Origin of the sequence: Gibbsiella dentisursi (assembly GCF_039539505.1) — a bacterium.
Classification (GTDB): Bacteria; Pseudomonadota; Gammaproteobacteria; order Enterobacterales; family Enterobacteriaceae; genus Gibbsiella; species Gibbsiella quercinecans.
Genome location: NZ_BAABDG010000010.1, coordinates 300,428 through 319,497 on the forward strand (window position 1 = coordinate 300,428; position 19,070 = coordinate 319,497).

General features: G+C 55.5%; 17 protein-coding genes and 2 tRNA genes. 3 read left to right on the forward strand and 16 right to left on the reverse strand.

From position 1 onward, the window contains the following. Window positions 1-91: 91 nt before the first annotated feature. From pnp to secG, 10 genes are all read right to left on the reverse strand, one after another. The gene (pnp, locus tag ABFX35_RS21805; RefSeq protein WP_346082886.1) at window positions 92-2,212 is read right to left on the reverse strand and encodes a polyribonucleotide nucleotidyltransferase; all 2,121 of its coding nucleotides are present in this window, start codon (window positions 2,210-2,212) and stop codon (window positions 92-94) included. A gap of 379 nt (window positions 2,213-2,591) precedes the next feature. Then, window positions 2,592-2,861 carry a 30S ribosomal protein S15 gene (gene rpsO, locus ABFX35_RS21810; RefSeq protein ID WP_095846101.1) on the reverse strand — a complete coding sequence of 90 codons (270 nt, stop codon included), beginning with the start codon at window positions 2,859-2,861 and terminating at the stop codon, window positions 2,592-2,594. A gap of 148 nt (window positions 2,862-3,009) precedes the next feature. Then, window positions 3,010-3,954: a tRNA pseudouridine(55) synthase TruB gene (gene truB, locus ABFX35_RS21815; RefSeq protein ID WP_346082888.1), complete on the reverse strand. Its 945-nt coding sequence runs from the start codon at window positions 3,952-3,954 to the stop codon at window positions 3,010-3,012. After that, complete coding sequence (rbfA, locus tag ABFX35_RS21820) at window positions 3,954-4,364, reverse strand: 30S ribosome-binding factor RbfA (RefSeq protein ID WP_095846103.1); 411 nt, start codon at window positions 4,362-4,364, stop codon at window positions 3,954-3,956. The genes truB and rbfA overlap by 1 nt, the downstream gene beginning before the upstream one ends. A gap of 68 nt (window positions 4,365-4,432) precedes the next feature. Next, window positions 4,433-7,120: a translation initiation factor IF-2 gene (gene infB, locus ABFX35_RS21825; protein ID WP_346082889.1), complete on the reverse strand. Its 2,688-nt coding sequence runs from the start codon at window positions 7,118-7,120 to the stop codon at window positions 4,433-4,435. Between the two features lie 24 nt (window positions 7,121-7,144). Then, window positions 7,145-8,632, reverse strand: coding sequence for a transcription termination factor NusA (gene nusA, locus ABFX35_RS21830; RefSeq protein ID WP_279026540.1), 1,488 nt, complete (start codon window positions 8,630-8,632; stop codon window positions 7,145-7,147). Window positions 8,633-8,655: 23 nt separating this feature from the next. Then, complete coding sequence (gene rimP, locus ABFX35_RS21835) at window positions 8,656-9,108, reverse strand: ribosome maturation factor RimP (RefSeq protein WP_145957816.1); 453 nt, start codon at window positions 9,106-9,108, stop codon at window positions 8,656-8,658. Window positions 9,109-9,326: 218 nt separating this feature from the next. Then, window positions 9,327-9,403, reverse strand: a tRNA-Met gene (locus ABFX35_RS21840). 58 nt (window positions 9,404-9,461) lie between these two features. Beyond that, window positions 9,462-9,548, reverse strand: a tRNA-Leu gene (locus ABFX35_RS21845). A 70-nt stretch (window positions 9,549-9,618) separates the two neighbouring features. Beyond that, window positions 9,619-9,954, reverse strand: a complete 336-nt coding sequence (secG, locus tag ABFX35_RS21850) for a preprotein translocase subunit SecG (RefSeq protein ID WP_095846106.1) — start codon at window positions 9,952-9,954, stop codon at window positions 9,619-9,621. Between secG and ABFX35_RS21855 the strand changes: the two genes are divergently transcribed. Continuing rightward, window positions 9,866-10,162, forward strand: coding sequence for a hypothetical protein (locus ABFX35_RS21855; protein WP_346082933.1), 297 nt, complete (start codon window positions 9,866-9,868; stop codon window positions 10,160-10,162). The genes secG and ABFX35_RS21855 overlap by 89 nt on opposite strands. Before the next feature lie 9 nt (window positions 10,163-10,171). Here the strand turns inward: ABFX35_RS21855 and glmM are convergent, their stop codons facing one another. From glmM to rlmE, 4 genes are all read right to left on the reverse strand, one after another. After that, window positions 10,172-11,509 (reverse strand): phosphoglucosamine mutase, encoded by a 1,338-nt coding sequence (gene glmM, locus ABFX35_RS21860; RefSeq protein ID WP_279026543.1) that lies wholly within the window; start codon window positions 11,507-11,509, stop codon window positions 10,172-10,174. Between the two features lie 5 nt (window positions 11,510-11,514). After that, window positions 11,515-12,351 carry a dihydropteroate synthase gene (gene folP / locus ABFX35_RS21865; RefSeq protein ID WP_279026545.1) on the reverse strand — a complete coding sequence of 279 codons (837 nt, stop codon included), beginning with the start codon at window positions 12,349-12,351 and terminating at the stop codon, window positions 11,515-11,517. Window positions 12,352-12,442: 91 nt separating this feature from the next. After that, window positions 12,443-14,374 carry an ATP-dependent zinc metalloprotease FtsH gene (gene ftsH, locus ABFX35_RS21870; protein WP_095846109.1) on the reverse strand — a complete coding sequence of 644 codons (1,932 nt, stop codon included), beginning with the start codon at window positions 14,372-14,374 and terminating at the stop codon, window positions 12,443-12,445. Between the two features lie 56 nt (window positions 14,375-14,430). Next, window positions 14,431-15,060: a 23S rRNA (uridine(2552)-2'-O)-methyltransferase RlmE gene (rlmE, locus tag ABFX35_RS21875; RefSeq protein WP_095846110.1), complete on the reverse strand. Its 630-nt coding sequence runs from the start codon at window positions 15,058-15,060 to the stop codon at window positions 14,431-14,433. A gap of 144 nt (window positions 15,061-15,204) precedes the next feature. Between rlmE and yhbY the strand changes: the two genes are divergently transcribed. After that, window positions 15,205-15,498, forward strand: coding sequence for a ribosome assembly RNA-binding protein YhbY (gene yhbY / locus ABFX35_RS21880; protein ID WP_279026547.1), 294 nt, complete (start codon window positions 15,205-15,207; stop codon window positions 15,496-15,498). 114 nt (window positions 15,499-15,612) lie between these two features. On the opposite strand, the gene greA is transcribed toward yhbY, so the two are convergent. After that, window positions 15,613-16,089 (reverse strand): transcription elongation factor GreA, encoded by a 477-nt coding sequence (gene greA, locus ABFX35_RS21885; protein ID WP_121553655.1) that lies wholly within the window; start codon window positions 16,087-16,089, stop codon window positions 15,613-15,615. 257 nt (window positions 16,090-16,346) lie between these two features. Between greA and dacB the strand changes: the two genes are divergently transcribed. Continuing rightward, window positions 16,347-17,780: a serine-type D-Ala-D-Ala carboxypeptidase gene (gene dacB / locus ABFX35_RS21890; RefSeq protein ID WP_346082893.1), complete on the forward strand. Its 1,434-nt coding sequence runs from the start codon at window positions 16,347-16,349 to the stop codon at window positions 17,778-17,780. 110 nt (window positions 17,781-17,890) lie between these two features. Here dacB and cgtA read toward each other — a convergent pair whose 3' ends face one another. Beyond that, entirely contained in the window at window positions 17,891-19,066 is a 1,176-nt protein-coding gene (gene cgtA, locus ABFX35_RS21895) for an Obg family GTPase CgtA (RefSeq protein ID WP_346082895.1), read from the reverse strand. Window positions 19,067-19,070: the final 4 nt, after the last annotated feature.

The window sequence follows — 19,070 nt, forward strand, 5'->3', positions numbered from 1 at the left end:
TCCGCCTGCTTAAAACGCGAGCATCCTGCCCACGGGGTACGAACAGCTCCCAACCGATGGAAGGGAGCTGCCAAAACTGTGTAATTACAGTTTATTCTACTTCAGGCGCAGGCGCAGCAGCGGTTTCTGGCGCTGTTGCTTCCTTGATGCTCAGGCGCACACGGCCCTGACGGTCAACTTCCAGCACCTTAACCGGTACTTCCTGGCCCATCTGCAGATAGTCGGTGACTTTTTCAACGCGCTTGTCTGCGATCTGAGAAATATGCACCAGGCCTTCCTTACCGCCGCCGATGGCCACAAAGGCACCGAAATCAACGATACGGGTGACTTTACCCTGGTAAATACGGCCAACTTCGATCTCTGCGGTGATCTCTTCGATGCGGCGAATTGCGTGTTTCGCCTTATCGCCGTCGGTCGCCGCGATCTTCACAGTACCGTCATCTTCGATTTCGATGGTGGTGCCGGTTTCTTCGGTCAGCGCACGGATCACAGAACCGCCTTTACCGATCACATCCTTGATTTTGTCCGGATTGATCTTGATGGTATGAATACGCGGTGCGAACTCAGAGATATCGCCGCGTGGCGTGCTGATAGCCTGTTCCATCACGCCCAGGATATGCAGACGCGCACCCTTGGCCTGGTTCAGTGCTACCTGCATGATTTCGCGGGTAATACCTTCAATTTTAATGTCCATCTGCAGCGCGGTGATACCTTCACGGCTACCGGCTACTTTGAAGTCCATGTCGCCCAGGTGATCTTCGTCACCGAGGATGTCGGACAGAACCACAAAGTTTTCATCGTCCTTCACCAAGCCCATTGCGATACCGGCAACGGCAGCTTTGATCGGAACGCCAGCATCCATCAGCGCCAGAGAAGCGCCACAGACGGAAGCCATGGATGAAGAACCGTTGGATTCGGTGATTTCGGAAACCACACGCACCGTATACGGGAAATCATCACCTTTAGGCATCACGGCCATAACACCGCGCTTCGCCAGACGGCCATGGCCAATCTCACGACGCTTCGGTGAGCCCACCATACCGGTTTCGCCAACAGAATACGGAGGGAAGTTGTAGTGTAGCAGGAAATTATCAGTGCGCTCGCCCAACAGCTCATCCAGCGTTTGCGCATCGCGGGCAGTACCCAGCGTGGCGGTAACCAGCGCCTGCGTTTCACCACGAGTGAACAGTGCGGAGCCGTGGGTGCGTGGCAGCACGCCGGTACGCACGTCCAGGCCGCGGATCATGTCTTTTTCACGGCCGTCGATACGCGGCTCACCGCGCAGCACGCGGCTACGCACCACGTTTTTCTCTACCTGGCCGAGAATATCGTTGATTTCCGCTTCATCGAGCGTTTCATCCTGCGCCAGCAGCGTAGCAACCACATCTTCTTTGATTGCATCGATCTGCGCATAGCGCTCTTGTTTCTCGGTGATGTGGTAAGCGTCACCCAGGCGAGCGGTTGCCAGCTCTGCCACACGGGTATGCAGCGCTTCATCAACCGGCGCCGGCTGCCAATCCCATTTTGGTTTGCCAACTTCGCTCACCAACGCGTTGATGTTATCAATCACCACCTGCTGTTGCTCATGGCCAAATACCACAGCGCCCAGCATCTGATCTTCGCTCAGAATGTCTGCTTCGGATTCAACCATCAGTACCGCACCGGCGGTACCGGCGACAACCAGATCCAGACGGCTTTCTTTCAGCTCGTCAACGGTTGGGTTCAGCACGTACTGGTCATTGATGTAACCTACGCGCGCCGCGCCGATTGGGCCGTTGAACGGGATACCGGACAGCGAAAGCGCAGCAGAAGCCCCGATCATCGCAACGATATCCGGGTTCACCTGCGGGTTCACGGAAACCACGGTGGCGATAACCTGAACTTCGTTCAGGAAGCCTTCCGGGAACAGCGGGCGGATTGGGCGGTCGATCAGGCGCGAGGTCAGGGTTTCACCTTCGCTCGGGCGGCCTTCACGGCGGAAGAAGCTGCCCGGAATACGGCCGGCAGCGTAAGTACGCTCCTGGTAGTTCACGGTCAGCGGGAAGAAGCCCTGGCCAGGCTTCGCTTTCTTCTGGCCTACAACGGTAACGAATACTGCGGTGTCATCCATGCTTACCATAACGGCGGCAGTGGCCTGACGCGCCATCATACCGGTCTCAATCGTGACGGTATGCTGGCCATACTGGAATTTGCGGATAGTCGGTGTCAGCAAAATACAATCCTTAAATTAGGCGCGCAATCGTAATGACGACTCAAACAACGCCAGTGACTTGATTTGCCTTCTCATCACATCCTCGCGACTAATGACAATCCTTACTCACGCCCGGAGTAAAGTCTCTCATTAGCCGCGCGAACCTCTGTAATAGAAGACCATTTTTTACCATTTCAGATGGTATGCCCTTCGTCTTTCAAGCTACAGGCTGATTGGCTACGCGCTTACCCGCTTCATTCACCTAAGTAAACGCATCGGATTTACTCGCTTGCCACCTTCCTGAAAGTTGAAATCAATCGGGTATACATTAACCTGATTTGCTTATGCTTCCTAGAAGAAAGGGGCCTAAATAGGCCCCTTTCCACTGAAACTTGCTCGATTAGCGACGCAGGCCCAGACGCTCGATCAGGCTGGTGTAACGCGCTACATCTTTACGCTTCAGGTAGTCCAGCAGCTTACGACGCTGAGAAACCATACGCAGCAGACCACGACGGCTGTGGTGATCTTTTTTGTGTTCTGCAAAGTGACCTTGCAGGTGGTTGATCTGTGCAGTCAACAGGGCAACCTGAACTTCGGTAGAACCGCTGTCATTAGCATCACGACCGAAGTCCGCTACGATTTTAGCTTTAGCTTCAACACTTAGAGACATTGTAACACTCCAAATTATAGATAAAAAATACGGGCGCCGATCTCTAATTCAGCAACCCATGCATAGGCTGCGCCATTCTACCCTTATCCCCGCGATCCTTCAAGCTGTAGGCGCGTTACTAAAAGGGGGAAAAATGACCAGACCACGTTCAGTCGGCGTACTCGACAACCAGGCGTTTTGGCGCCACACGGCCGTCATCAGCAATCTCGCCAACGCCGATAAATTTGCGTTCATCGCCTTCGGTGATGCGCACCATGCCCGCAGCAGGCGCGGCCGCGGAACGAACCGGTTGCCCCTGTTTCACATACCCCGCCACCGCCGGCAGCAGGTTCACCTCAGGAAAATCTTCCACCGGGCTATCCATCGGCATCAGCAGCGGATCCAGCAGCTCGCCCGGCGCCATATCCTGCTCCTGCGCCTGTTGCTGCAGCGCAGCCAGCTGTTCCAGCGTCACCATACGCGCAATCGGGTACTTCGCGACCTGCAGGCGGCGCAGATAAATCACATGCGCGCCACAGCCGAGCACTTCGCCAAGATCGTCGACAATGGTGCGAATATAGGTGCCCTTGGAGCAGTGAACTTCCAATTCCAGCTCGTCGCCTTCCCAACGGATGAACAGCAGTTCATACACCGTGATGGCGCGCGCTTCGCGCGGCACTTCAATGCCCTGGCGCGCATACTCGTACAGTTTTTTGCCCTGATACTTCAGCGCCGAATACATCGACGGCACCTGTTGGATCGGGCCGCGGAACTGCGCCAGTGCGGCCTCCAGTTGCTCACGGCTAAAGGCTACCGGGCGCTCCTGCACTATCTGACCATCGGCATCAGACGTGTCCGTGCGCTGGCCCAGCTTGGCGATAACGCGGTAACGCTTATCGGAGTCGAGCAAAAACTGGGAAAACTTGGTCGCTTCGCCCAGGCAGATAGGCAGCATGCCGGTCGCCAAGGGATCGAGCGCGCCGGTATGGCCGGCCCGATTGGCGTTATACAGGCGCTTGACCTTCTGTAAGGCATCGTTGGATGACAAGCCTTGCGGCTTATCCAACAACAGGACGCCGTGAATATCACGGCCGCGGCGACGAGGGCGGCTCATTAAGCCTCCTCGTCATCGCCTGATGCCGAACGGCGTTCGGCATCGTGTTTCACCACGTTGGTCACAAGGTTGGACATACGCATGCCTTCAACCAGTGAGTTGTCGTAGGCGAAGGTCAGTTCCGGCACCACGCGCAGGCGCATTGCTTTGCCCAGCAGGGTGCGAATGTAGCCAGAAGCGTCCTGCAATGCCTTGATCCCTTTGGTAACCAACTCAGGATCGTGGTTATCGGTCAACACATTAAGGAAGGTGACGTAAACTTTGGCATAGGCCAAATCGCGGGAAACCTCCACGCCGGATACGGTCGCCATACCAATGCGCGGATCTTTAACCTCACGCTGCAAAATGATCGCAATCTCTTTTTGCATCTCTTGCGCCACACGTTGGCCGCGGCTGAATTCTTTTGCCATTTGGAAATCCTCCAGACAAATCGGGGGGCACAAGGCCCCCCAAAGCAAATGTAAGCGTTATTCGAAGCTTAATCGATGGTACGCTGGATCTCGATGACTTCAAATACTTCAATCATGTCGCCAGTGCGAACATCATTGTAGTTTTTCACACCGATACCACATTCCATGCCGTTGCGGACTTCGTTCACGTCATCCTTGAAGCGGCGCAGGGATTCCAGCTCGCCTTCATAGATAACCACGTTTTCACGCAGCACGCGGATTGGGTTGTGACGTTTAACCACGCCTTCGGTAACCATACAACCGGCGATGGCACCAAACTTCGGTGATTTAAAGACGTCGCGCACTTCGGCCAGGCCGATAATCTGCTGCTTGTACTCAGGCGCCAACATACCGCTCATCGCCTGTTTCACTTCGTCGATCAGATCGTAGATCACGGAGTAGTAACGCAGATCCAGGCTTTCGGACTCAACCACGCGGCGAGCGGAAGCATCGGCACGCACGTTAAAGCCAACCAGGATCGCATTGGATGCCGCAGCCAGAGTGGCGTCGGTTTCGGTGATACCACCTACGCCGGAGCCCACAATCTTCACCTTCACTTCATCGGTGGAGAGTTTCAACAGCGAATCGCAAATCGCTTCGACCGAGCCCTGTACATCGGCTTTCAGCACGATATTGACTTCGGACACTTCGCCTTCGGTCATGTTGGCGAACATGTTTTCCAGCTTGGATTTCTGCTGACGAGCCAGTTTGACTTCACGGAATTTGCCCTGACGATACAGCGCCACTTCACGCGCTTTTTTCTCGTCACGTACTACGGTCGCTTCATCACCTGCTGCCGGCACGCCGGACAGGCCCAGAATCTCAACCGGAATAGACGGGCCGGCTTCCTGAACTTCACGGCCGGTTTCATCACGCATCGCCCGCACGCGGCCATACTCAAAGCCACACAGCACGATGTCGCCCTTGTTCAGGGTACCTTCACGCACCAGAACGGTAGCAACCGGGCCGCGGCCTTTATCCAGGAAGGACTCGATCACCACGCCGCTCGCCATACCTTTACGCACGGCTTTCAGTTCCAGCACTTCGGCTTGCAGCAGGATCGCATCCAGCAACTCGTCGATACCGGTACCGGCCTTGGCAGAAACGTGAACAAACTGCGCTTCACCGCCCCACTCTTCCGGGATGATGCCATACTGCGCCAGTTCGTTTTTCACGCGATCCGGATCGGCTTCAGGTTTATCAATCTTGTTCACCGCAACCACTACCGGCACTTTCGCCGCTTTGGCGTGCTGGATAGCTTCAATGGTTTGCGGCATCACGCCGTCATCGGCGGCAACAACCAGCACCACGATGTCGGTCGCTTGCGCACCACGTGCACGCATGGCGGTAAACGCGGCGTGGCCCGGGGTGTCCAGGAAGGTGATCATACCGTTGTCAGTTTCAACGTGGTACGCACCGATATGTTGGGTAATGCCGCCGGCTTCGCCAGATGCCACCTTGGTGGAGCGAATGTAGTCGAGCAGTGACGTTTTACCATGGTCAACGTGACCCATGATGGTCACCACTGGCGCGCGCGATTCAGCAGCCGCACCGGTGTCACGGTCGCTCATGACCGCTTCTTCCAGCTCGTTTTCACGGCGCAGGATCACCTTATGACCCATTTCTTCAGCAACCAGCTGTGCAGTTTCCTGATCGATAACCTGGTTGATGGTTGCCATTGCACCCAGTTTCATCATGGTTTTGATAACCTGGGAACCTTTAACCGCCATTTTGTTGGCCAGTTCGGCCACGGTGACGGTCTCGCCGATCACCACGTCACGGTTAACCACCTGCGCCGGTTTGTTGAAGCCCTGCTGCAGCGTGCTTGGCTTACGACGGCCTTTGCCACCGCGGGTAACCGCGCGAGCTTCTTCACGATCGGCCTTGGATTCAGACAGCTTGTTGCCTTTCTTCTGCTTGGTAGATTTACCACCGCGGCTACGGCTGCGACGATCGCCTTCAACTTTGGCATCGTTCTCGTCTTCAGCAGCGCGAGCGTGCTGCGACGTGGTCACGTGATAATCTGCGCTTTCTACCGCTTCGCTTGCTGCGTCGGCCTGGGCCCATTTCTCACCGTTTTCTTCCGCCATACGGCGTGCTTCTTCAGCCACGCGTTTGGCTTCCTCTTCGACCTTACGGCGCACTTCTTCTTCCGCTTTACGTTTCAGTTCTGCGGCTTCGGCTTCGCGGCGTGCTTTTTCTGCCTGAGCTGGCTTGGTCATTTCGTCGGTATGTTGATTGGTCACTTTTTCTTTTTCCGCTGCATCACGCTTCGCGATCTCTGCGGCCTCACGTTTGGCTTGCTCTTCGGCTGCACGCTTCGCTTCTGCTTCGCGTTTCGCTTTCTCTTCCGCTTCGCGCCGTGCCTGCTCTTCCGCTTCACGCCGTGCCTGCTCAGCCGCTTCAGCCTGTTGGGCTTCTTGTGCATCGCGATTTACGTAAGTGCGTTTCTTGCGGACCTCAATTTGCACCGATTTACTTTTACCGCCGGTGCTCGGAATGTTCAAGGTGCTGCGCGTTTTGCGCTGCAACGTTAGCTTCCCCGGCGCACTACCGTGTTCACGGTTTAGGTGCGCCAGTAAAGTTTCTTTCTCTTGCTGGGTCACAGAGTCTGCCTCAGACTTGTTGATCCCTGCATCAGCAAACTGCTGTACCAGGCGATCAACCGAGGTCTGGATCTCTGCTGCCAGCGATTTTACGGTTACATCTGTCGTCATGCTGTTCCTTCCTGCTACAGTTTATTACGCGTTGTCGCCAAACCAACAGATATTACGTGCAGCCATAATCAGCTCACCGGCTTGCTCATCACTAAGCCCTTCAATATCAGCCAGATCGTCAACACCCTGCTCGGCAAGATCTTCCAGCGTACAAACCCCACGTGCGGCCAGCTTGAAAGCCATGCTGCGCTCCAACCCTGCCAGGTTGAGCAGATCATCAGCAGGCTTTTGATCGCCCAGACTTTCTTCCTGGGCCAGGGCCAATGTGGTCAATGCAGCTTTGGCGCGATCGCGCAACGCTTCAACCGTATCTTCATCAAGACCGTCGATTTCCAGCAGCTCGTTGATTGGCACATAAGCCAACTCTTCCAACGTTGAGAAGCCTTCCTCAATCAGTACAGTGGCGAAATCTTCGTCGATATCAAGATACTTGGTGAAGGTATCAATGGCGGCATGAGCCTCGGCCTGATGTTTAGCCTGCAGATCTTCCGCCGTCATCACGTTCAGTTCCCAGCCGCTAAGCTGAGAGGCCAAACGCACGTTTTGGCCATTACGGCCAATCGCCTGTGCCAGGTTGCTGGCTTCAACGGCAATATCCATGGTGTGCTTATCTTCATCAACGACGATCGAGGCCACATCGGCCGGCGCCATGGCGTTGATGACGAACTGCGCAGGATTGTCATCCCACAGCACAATATCAATGCGCTCGCCGCCCAGTTCGCTTGATACGGCCTGTACGCGCGCACCGCGCATACCAACGCAGGCGCCGACTGGATCGATACGCTTATCATTGGTTTTCACGGCAATTTTTGCACGGGAACCCGGATCGCGGGCTGCCGCTTTAATTTCAATCACTTCTTCGCCGATTTCCGGCACTTCGATGCGGAACAGTTCAATCAGCATTTCCGGGCGGGAACGGCTAACGAACAGTTGAGCGCCGCGAGCTTCAGGGCGCACGGCATACAGCACGCCGCGGATACGGTCGCCCGGGCGGAAGTTTTCACGCGGGAGCATGTCTTCACGGCCGATGACGGCTTCGGCATTGCTGCCCAGATCCAGCGAAATGCTGTCGCGGTTAACTTTCTTGACCACCCCGGTGACGATTTCACCTTCGTGCTCGCGGAAGGCGTCAACCACCATCGCGCGCTCGGCTTCACGCACTTTCTGTACGATAACCTGCTTAGCGGTCTGGGTGGTGATACGGTCGAAGGTCACAGATTCAATCTGATCTTCAATATAGCCGCCCAGATCAATGGACGGTTCTTCAAACTGAGCCGCATCCAGGGTGATTTCACGCGTTGGCTGGGTCACTTCATTAACCACAAGCCAGCGGCGGAAAGTGTCAAAATCGCCGGTTTTACGGTCGATGCTGACGCGAACATCAATTTCCTGCTCGTATTTTTTCTTGGTTGCAGTCGCTAATGCGGTTTCCAACGCCTCGAAGATTTTCTCACGCGGCAGGGCTTTCTCATTGGAAACAGCTTCAACAACAGCCAGAATCTCTTTATTCATCCTAGTTGCCTCATCCAAACTCTTTAAAAGTGGGGTACCAGGTTCGCTTTCTGAATATTGCTCAGCGCGAACACTTCATCTTTCCCATCCACAGTAACCGTGATCATTTCGCCTTCGACAGACTTGATAATGCCCTGCCATTTGCGGCGGTTCTGTACCGCCATGCGCAAGACCATGCTGACTTCATCACCGAGGAAGCGAGTATAGTGCTCTGCGGTGAACATTGGACGATCAAGGCCAGGAGAGGAGACTTCCAAGTTGTAAGCGACAGTGATGGGATCTTCAACATCCAACACCGCGCTGACCTGGTGGCTGACATCAGCACAATCATCAACAGTGATACCGTCTTCACTATCAATATAGATGCGGAGCGTCGATTGGCGCGCACGAATAAATTCGATGCCTACAAGCTCAAAGCCCAACGCCTCTACCGGTGCCGAAAGCATCTCTGTTAATTTTTGCTCTAATGTGGACAAGCCCACCCCCAAGACATAAAAAAAGGGCCTAATAGCCCAGTGATTCTGTTGCCAAATAACAAAAAACCCCGAAAATTCGGGGCTTTATGCAACTGGACCCTGTTTGCCGCACAGCGGCTTCGGTACAACTTCCGATACAAGTATCATTTTCAAATGTCGTTCGAGAAAAGCGGATTTCAATCGAAAAGTGTATTTGAAAATAAACACTTGAAGGAAAGTGGTTGCGGGGGCCGGATTTGAACCGACGACCTTCGGGTTATGAGCCCGACGAGCTACCAGGCTGCTCCACCCCGCGTCCGAAAACGTGGCAAATACTACGCTGATAATCGCAAAATTGCAAGTTATCTTAGGATTGGTACCGAGGATGGGACTCGAACCCACAAGCCCGTTAGGGCACTACCACCTCAAGGTAGCGTGTCTACCAATTCCACCACCTCGGTACTGTTTACTTCTACTGCAGCGGCCGCTGAATGTTGACTAACGACCGCTTTCAAACACTGTATAACCGGCTTACTGCGGGATATCGCTGCTTGGCTTGGCTGGTGCGGCCGGTGCAGGCGCCTGCTCAGTTTTTACTGGCTGGCCCAGATTTTCCCACTCACTGCCTTTTTTGCTTTGGTTGCTGCTCAGGTTGCCCAAAATCAGGCTAATGACGAAAAACAACGTCGCCAGTACCGCCGTCATACGGGTCATGAAGTTACCGGAACCACTCGAACCAAACAGCGTGCCGGAAGCACCTGCGCCGAATGAGGCTCCCATGTCAGCACCTTTACCTTGCTGCAGCATAATCAGGGCCACAAGCCCGATTGAGATCAGCAAGAAAATTACCAAAAGAGCTTCGTACATAGTTGTACCTGTATCCTTGCGGGTTCACCGCGAACCAAAGGCTTCTCACCAAAAAAGCAGGCGTTTTTATCAACTACCCACTGAAGCGGGTGTGAATACTAACCAAAGCGGTCAAAGCGCGCAAGGGCAATTTGCTGCCGCCAGCGCGTTTGCGGAAAAAAACGCCAAAAAGGTTTCACTGGCGGCATGGCCCACCGCCGCCGGGTAATCGCCTGTTTTAACCGGCGGATTTCACCGCATCGGCAATACGGTTTGCCAGCGCGGTGACCTGCTGCTCGTCTTCCCCTTCCACCATCACGCGGATCAGGGGTTCGGTGCCGGATTTACGCAGCAGCACGCGGCCACGGCCGGCCAATTCAGCTTCAACCGCTTCGGCTTCTTTCAGCACCGCAGCAGACTCCAGTGGGTTGTGCTCGCCGGCAAAGCGCACGTTGACCAGCACCTGCGGCAGCAGTTTCATCCCGCTGCACAGATCGTGCAGAGACATATGGTTGCGCACCATCGCCGTCAGCACCTGCAGGCCGGCGACAATACCGTCACCGGTGGTGGTTTTATCCAGCAAAATCACGTGGCCGGAGTTTTCCGCCCCGATGCGCCACCCCAATTCCTGCATTTTTTCCAGCACGTAGCGGTCGCCCACTTTCGCGCGGGCAAAAGGAATGCCCAGCTGTTTCAGCGCCAGTTGCAGGCCCATGTTGCTCATCAGCGTGCCCACGGCGCCGCCGCGCAGTTGGCCCTGGCGCAGCCCTTCACGGGCGATGATATACAGAATCTGGTCGCCATCTACCTTGTTGCCCAAGTGGTCAACCATCATGACGCGGTCGCCGTCGCCGTCAAATGCCAGCCCGACGTGGGCTTTTTCCGCCAGCACGCGTTCCTGCAGTTGGCGCACGTCGGTCGCGCCGCATTTTTCATTGATGTTCATGCCGTCCGGCTCAACGCCGATGGCGATCACCTTCGCCCCCAGCTCGCGCAGCACGCTCGGCGCGATGTGGTAGGTGGCGCCGTTTGCGCAATCAACCACCACTTTCAGCCCCTTCAGGCTCAGCTCGCTCGGGAAGGTGCCTTTACAAAATTCAATGTAGCGGCCGGCGGCGTCGATGATCCGGCTGGCCTTACCCAACTCGGCGGATTCAACGCAGGTCAATGGTTTTTCCATCTCGGCCTCAATCGCCTCTTCAACCTCATCCGGCAGCTTGGCGCCGTCGATGGAAAAGAACTTGATGCCGTTATCGTAAAACGGGTTGTGCGAAGCCGAAATCACAATACCGGCCTCGGCGCGGAAAGTCCGCGTCAGGTACGCCACCGCAGGCGTCGGCATCGGGCCGGTGAACGAAGCGGACAGCCCCGCAGCCGCCAGGCCGGCTTCCAACGCTGATTCCAGCATATAGCCGGAGATACGGGTGTCTTTGCCAATGATGATCTTGCGAGAGCCATGACGCGCCAGCACTTTCCCTGCCGCCCAACCGAGCTTAAGGACGAAGTCCGGGGTTATCGGGCTGTCACCGACTTTGCCACGGATGCCGTCGGTGCCAAAATATTTACGCTCGCTCATAGTCTCTACTGTCCCTTAGCTAAAAGTGTTGCCTCGACGACACGCATCGCCTCGACGGTTTCTTTAACGTCATGCACTCTGACAATCTGCGCGCCCTGCATCGCAGCGATGACCGCGCAGGCAACGCTGCCGATAAGCCGTTGTTCGGGCGGTACATTAAGCAGTTGGCCAATCATGGATTTACGTGACATGCCCACCAATAGCGGCAAACCGAAATGATGAAACTCGGATAACCGTGCCAGAAGCTGATAATTATGCGCCAGATTCTTACCGAAACCGAAGCCTGGGTCGAGCAGCAATTTCTGATTTGTTATCCCCGCCGCATTGCAGCGAGCAATATGGTGCTGGAAAAACGCATTCACATCACCAATCAGATCGTCATACTGCGGCGCCTGTTGCATCGTGCGCGGTTCGCCCTGCATGTGCATCAGGCACACCGGCAGTTCGCTTTCAGCCGCCGCAGCCAATGCGCCCGGTTCCTGTAACGATCGCACATCGTTGATCAAATGCGCGCCCGCGTTTGCGGACTCGCGGATCACAGCCGCCTTCGAGGTATCCACCGAAATAAAGACTTCAAAGCGCTGCGCCAGCGCTTCAACCACCGGCACCACGCGCGCCAGCTCTTCGTCGTCGCTGACATCGGCCGCACCGGGGCGGGTTGATTCGCCGCCCACGTCAATCATCGTCGCGCCTGCGGCAATCATCGCCTGCGCATGCTGCAGCGCGGCATTCAGCGAATTATGGCGGCCGCCGTCAGAGAAGGAGTCTGGTGTGACGTTGAGAATGCCCATCACCTGCGGATGGGTGAGGTCAAGAGTCATGTCGCGCACGGTCAACTGCATGATAAATCTACCTTACTGTTCCGAATTCATCGCCCATTGGGCAATAAAAAACCCCGGGCTGGCCGGGGTTTGATGTTATTGCACAGCCAACTTACTTGTCGAGCTGTTCAGACATGGTGTTGCCTGGGTTTGGCGTACGAGGCTCATCAACCGGCGTCGGCGCTTTCGGGCTGCCGCCGTTGTCGGAGCTGTTGTTTTTGCTCGCATCATCCCAACCTGCCGGCGGGCGCACGTCTTTACGGTTCATCAGATCGTCGATCTGCGGCGCGTCGATGGTTTCATATTTCATCAGGGCATCCTTCATTGAGTGCAGGATATCCATGTTTTCCATCAACAGCGTACGCGCACGGGTGTAGTTGCGTTCAATCAGCGACTTCACTTCCTGATCGATAATGCGCGCCGTTTCATCAGACATGTGCTTCGCCTTGGCCACCGAGCGGCCCAGGAACACTTCGCCTTCCTCTTCGGCATACAACAGCGGCCCCAGCTTCTCGGAGAAGCCCCATTGGGTCACCATGTTGCGCGCAATAGAGGTGGCGACTTTAATGTCATTCGACGCACCAGTAGACACTTTTTCCGGCCCGTAGATGATCTCTTCCGCCAGGCGGCCACCGTACAGCGTGGAAATCTGGCTCTCCAGCTTCTGACGGCTGGCGCTGATCGCATCGCCTTCCGGCAGGAAGAACGTCACACCCAATGCACGGCCACGTGGAATAATCGTTACCTTATGCACAGGATCGTGTTCAGGAACCAGGCGGCCGATGATGGCGTGGCCTGCTTCATGATACGCGGTCGATTCTTTCTGCGCTTCGGTCATCACCATGGAGCGGCGTTCGGCCCCCATCATGATCTTGTCTTTGGCTTTCTCAAACTCCACCATCGACACGACACGCTTGTTACCGCGGGCGGCAAACAAGGCGGCTTCATTCACCAGGTTCGCCAGATCGGCGCCGGAGAAGCCAGGGGTACCACGCGCAATCACCGAGGCGTCGATATCCGCCGCCAAAGGCACGCGGCGCATATGCACCTTCAGAATCTGCTCACGGCCACGTACGTCCGGCAGCCCAACTACCACCTGGCGGTCGAAACGGCCAGGACGCAGCAGCGCAGGGTCCAGCACGTCCGGGCGGTTGGTCGCGGCAATCACGATAATGCCTTCGTTGCCTTCGAAACCGTCCATCTCGACCAGCATCTGGTTCAGCGTCTGTTCACGTTCATCGTGACCACCGCCCAAGCCGGCGCCACGTTGGCGGCCGACGGCGTCGATTTCATCGATGAAGATGATGCACGGCGCGGCTTTCTTGGCCTGCTCGAACATGTCGCGCACGCGGGAAGCACCCACACCGACGAACATTTCAACGAAGTCGGAACCGGAAATGGTGAAGAACGGCACTTTGGCCTCGCCCGCAATGGCTTTCGCCAGCAGGGTTTTACCGGTACCCGGCGGCCCCACCATCAGCACGCCTTTCGGGATCTTGCCGCCCAACTTCTGGAAACGGCTCGGCTCACGCAGATATTCCACCAGTTCGCTGACTTCTTCTTTGGCTTCGTCACAACCCGCAACGTCGGCAAACGTGGTTTTGATCTGGTCTTCCGTCAGCATGCGGGCCTTGCTCTTGCCGAAGGACATCGCGCCCTTGCCGCCGCCGCCCTGCATTTGCCGCATAAAGAAAATCCAGACACCGATCAGCAATAGCATCGGGAACCAGGAAATAAAGATAGAAGCCAGCAAACTCGGCTCTTCAGGCGGTTCACCAACAACTTTCACATTCTTGGTCAGTAACGTATCCAACAGTTTTGGATCGTTAACAGGGATAAAAGTCGTGTATCGGTTACTATCTTTCTTGGTAACGTTGATCTCACGTCCGTTAATTCGTGCTTCACGAATCTGATCTTGGGTCAGTTCGGACATGAAGGTAGAGTAATCTACCCTACGGCCATTCGACTCGCTGGGCCCAAAGCTCTGGAATACGGACATCAATACTACCGCGATGACCAACCAGAGAATTAGGTTTTTCGCCATGTCACTCAAGGGATTAACCTCATATTACAACTGTGTTAACAAACAGCGTTAGGGTACTACAGTTTGCGCCCTGTCGCTACAATGTACACTTCACGCGAACGTGCGCGAGAAGCGTCTGGCTTACGAATCTTAACCTTCGTAAACAGGGAGCGAATTTCCCGCAGATACTCGTCAAAGCCATCTCCCTGGAACACCTTCACCAGAAAACTTCCACCTGGTGCGAGAACATCACGACACATATCAAGCGCTAATTCAACCAGATACATCGATCTTGGAATATCGACGGCCGGGGTGCCACTCATATTCGGGGCCATATCGGACATGACCACCTGAACCTTACTTTCACCTACACGTTCCATCAAGGCTTTTAGCACCAGTTCATCACGAAAGTCGCCCTGAAGGAAATCGACGCCGACGATAGGATCCATCGGCAAAAGATCGCAGGCGATAATGCGCCCGCTGCCGCCGATCTGGGTCACGACGTACTGCGACCAGCCGCCTGGCGCGGCGCCCAAATCCACGACGGTCATACCCGGTTTAAACAGTTTGTCACTTTGCTGTATTTCATCAAGTTTAAACCAGGCGCGGGAACGCAGCCCTTTTTTCTGCGCCTGTTGCACATATTTATCGCTAAAGTGTTCTTGTAACCAGCGACTGGAACTGGCCGAACGCTTTTTATTCGCCATCTCGTTTTCCAACTATCCTAAAAAGAGCCTTATGCCAAGTTCGCGACTCACGTAGACTCCCACAGGTCACAGACCGATTTGGTGATATACATGAGATGGCGGTAGAATGTACCGTTTTCAATCCCAACTTAAGCAAAAAAGACAATGAATCTGAATAACAAACAAAAACAGCACCTGAAAGGCCTGGCGCACCCGTTAAAACCGGTAGTCATGCTGGGTAATAACGGTCTGACCGAAGGGGTGCTGGCTGAAATAGAACAGGCTCTGGAGCACCATGAGCTGATCAAGGTAAAGATCGCGGCTGAAGATCGCGAAACCAAGACCCTGATCGCCGACGCTATCGTGCGTGAAACCGGCGCCTGCAACGTACAGGTTATCGGTGGTACGCTCGTGCTTTATCGCCCAAGCAAAGAGCGCAAAATCAGTTTACCGCGTTAAACGCCGCCAGTTTAGCGAAAAGGTGCCATGCACCGGTTCAAGATAAAAGGCCGCGTGCGGCCTTTTTCCTTTCTTTACAAAAAGCTGGCTAACTTATAACCAGAGCCGGCGCGATCAAAGATACTCGACCTTCAGGATTTCATATTCAACGTCGCCGCCCGGGGTGTTAATCACCACCACATCATCCTGCTCTTTGCCGATCAAACCGCGCGCCATCGGTGAGTTTACCGAAATCAGATTTTTCTTGAAGTCGGCCTCATCGTCACCCACGATGCGGTATGTCACTTCGTCATCGGTATCCAGGTTCAATATCGATACGGTAGCGCCAAAAATCACACGGCCGTTAGCGGGCATCTTGGTGACGTCGATCACCTGCGCGTTTGACAGTTTGGCTTCAATTTCCTGAATGCGCCCTTCGCAGAACCCTTGTTGTTCACGGGCCGCATGGTATTCCGCATTTTCTTTCAGATCGCCGTGTTCACGGGCTTCCGCGATGTCGGCAATGATTTTCGGCCGGCGCACGGTTTTCAAATGTTCAAGTTCTTCACGCAGCTTTTCTGCGCCAAGCAAGGTCATCGGAATCTGTTTCATAGTATCAATACCCTCTAAATCATTCCTGTTCAAATAACCGTCATCCTGACGTATTCGTATGAAAAAACGGAGGGTTAGACACCACCGTTTCCAGGCGACAAACAAAAGAAGCCTGACACGGGCCAGGTGCCCGAGTCAGGTTCGGTTTTGCATTTTGATACGTATTTTACCGTAGAGTTCCTTAGGGGTCATCGTTTACTTTTTCCCTTAATGCACCGTAGTATGACGGCACGTTATCCAGCAGTTAGCCCGAGATTATGCGTTTTCCACGAATTGTCAGTGCATTGGCCTGTGCATTTGCCCTTAATGCAAATGCGGCCCCGGTTGAAGATTACACACAATATTTGCCTGATGGGGCCAACCTTGCCCTGGTCGTTCAGAAGATTGGATCCGCCACGCCCATCATCGATTATCACTCGCAGCAGATGGCCCTGCCGGCCAGTACGCAAAAGGTGCTGACCGCGTTGGCGGCATTGCTGCAGCTTGGCCCTGACTATCGGTTCTCCACCACGCTGGAAAGCCAGGGCAGCATCAGCGGCGGCATCCTGCGCGGCAACCTGATTGCGCGTTTTGGCGGCGATCCGACCTTTAAACGCCAAAATCTGCGCAACATGGTGGCGGCGTTGAAAAAACAGGGTGTGCAGGAAATTAGCGGCGATGTGCTTATCGACACATCCGTGTTCGCCAGCCACGATAAAGCGCCCGGCTGGCCCTGGAATGACCTGACGCAGTGCTTCAGCGCGCCGCCTGCGGCGGCGATCGTCGATCGCAACTGTTTCTCGGTATCGCTTTACAGCGCGCCGACGCCAGGAGAAATGGCGTTTATCCGCGTGGCCTCCTACTACCCGGTGAACATGTTCAGCCAGGTGCGCACCCTGGCAAAAGGCTCGCCAGATGCCCAGTATTGCGAGCTGGACGTAGTACCGGGGGAGTTAAACCGTTTCACTCTGACTGGCTGCCTGACCCAACGTAGCGAACCGTTGCCGTTGGCATTCGCCGTCCAGGATGGCGCCAGCTATGCCGGCGCGATTTTGAAAGATGAATTGACGCAGGCCGGTATCGTGATCAAAGGCCACCTGAAGCGCCAAACCCAACCGGGCATGAAGGGCGAAGTTATCGCGCAGACCCAATCGGCGCCGCTGCACGATCTGCTGAAGATCATGCTGAAAAAATCGGACAACATGATTGCCGACACAGTGTTCCGCACCATTGGCCACGAGCGCTTCGGCGTGCCGGGCACCTGGCGTGCAGGCTCGGATGCGGTGCGCCAGGTGCTGCGCCAAAAAGCCGGTGTGGATCTGGGCAACAACATTGTGGTCGACGGCTCCGGCCTCTCGCGCCACAACCTGTTGACGCCGGCTACCATGATGCAGGCGTTGCAGTACATCGCCCAGCATGACAACGAGCTAAACTTTATCTCCATGCTGCCGCTGGCGGGCTATGACGGCACGCTGCGCTACCGCGGCGGCCTGCACGAGGCCGGCGTCGATGGCAAAGTCTCGGCCAAGACCGGCGCACTGCAGGGCGTTTACAACCTGGCGGGCTTTATTACCACTGCAAGCGGCCAACGCTATGCGTTCGTGCAGTATCTGTCAGGCTATGCCGTGCCGCCGGAAGATCAGAAACAGCGCCGAGTGCCGCTGGTGCGCTTTGAAAGCCGCCTGTACCGCGATATCTACCAAAACAACTAAGGCAAGCCGCCGGTTACAACCCGGCCAACGCAAACAAGCCCCGCTTCCCAATGGGAAGCGGGGCTTGTCATTAAGCGTGCCGATAAGCTGGCACGCAGCAGGGCAGCGTCTTACTTCTGGTAGATGATTTCAACCCCTTCGTCGTCATCTTCGTCCCAGTCGTCATCCCAGTCATCGTCCGTGGCTTCGGCTTCCGCTTCGGCAAGCTGTTCACGGTGATAATCATCCCACATGAACTCGACTTTCTCCGGCACGCTTTCTTCGATCGCCATTTCCTTCGGTTGGGTGTTGATGAAGTTCATCACGTCCCAGCACAGGGCGTTGACGCCGGCACGATTGGCGGCAGAAATCATGTAGTACTTATCTTCCCAGCCCAGGGCCTCTACAATCGCCTTGGCGCGCTCGGCAGCCTCTGCCTCATCCATCAGGTCAACTTTGTTGAACACCAGCCAGCGTGGCTTGTGCGCCAGATTTTCGCTGTATTGCTGCAGTTCGTTGATGATGATTTTCGCGTTTTCTACCGGATCGGACTCGTCGATCGGCGCGATATCCACCAGATGCAGCAGCACGCGGCAGCGTTCCAGGTGCTTCAGGAAACGGATACCCAGCCCGGCGCCGTCGGCCGCGCCTTCGATCAGCCCGGGGATATCTGCCACCACGAAGCTTTGCTCGTTGTCCATGCGCACCACACCCAGGCTTGGCACCAGGGTGGTAAACGGATAGTCGGCAACCTTCGGCTTGGCGGCGGATACCGCACGGATGAAGGTAGATTTACCGGCGTTCGGCAGGCCAAGCATCCCGACATCAGCCAGCAACAGCAATTCCAGCAGAATGTCGCGTTCTTCCCCTGGCGTACCATTGGTTTTCTGGCGCGGCGCACGGTTCACCGATGACTTGAAGCGAGTGTTGCCCAAGCCATGCCAGCCGCCTTTGGCGATCATCAGGCGTTGCTGATGGCGCGTCATGTCACCCAGGATTTCACCGGTGCCGAGATCTTTCACGCGGGTACCGACCGGCACTTTGATAGTGATATCTTTACCACGCTTGCCGGTGCAGTCACGGCTTTGGCCGTTCTGGCCACGTTCAGCACGGAACGACTTCTCAAAGCGGTAGTCAATCAGGGTGTTCAGGTTCTCGTCGGCCAGCAGATAGACGTCGCCGCCGTCGCCGCCGTCGCCGCCATCCGGCCCACCGTTAGGAATATATTTCTCGCGGCGAAAGCTGACGCAGCCATTACCACCGTCACCAGCAAAGACCTGAATCGTCGCTTCATCTACAAACTTCATTTAC